Consider the following 223-nt stretch of genomic DNA (forward strand, 5'->3'; position numbering starts at 1 on the left):
TGCTTATGACGCTGAGGGCCAGCTCGTCACCGTGACGGGCCGGGGCGGTAGCGTGCGCAGACGGTTTTGCTGGCAGGATGGCCTGATGACTGCCCATGAGGATGCAAACGGTCTGCTCAGCGAGTACCGCTGGCAGACCCTTGCAGGCCTGCCCCGCGTGGTGACCTTCCGGCACAGCGGCGGCGAACAGCTGACGCTGGATTATGACGTTGAGAGCGGCAGA

The 223-nt window shown here is 64.6% G+C and carries 1 protein-coding gene; it reads left to right on the forward strand.

Features of this window, described 5'->3' with window-relative positions; translation table 11 throughout:
* Positions 1–223: hypothetical protein (locus WFN61_RS20860; RefSeq protein ID WP_337039156.1), on the forward strand; the 223-nt coding region annotated here is incomplete at both ends.

Origin of the sequence: Pseudescherichia sp. AS216 (assembly GCF_037152055.1) — a bacterium.
Taxonomy (GTDB): Bacteria; Pseudomonadota; Gammaproteobacteria; order Enterobacterales; family Enterobacteriaceae; genus Pseudescherichia.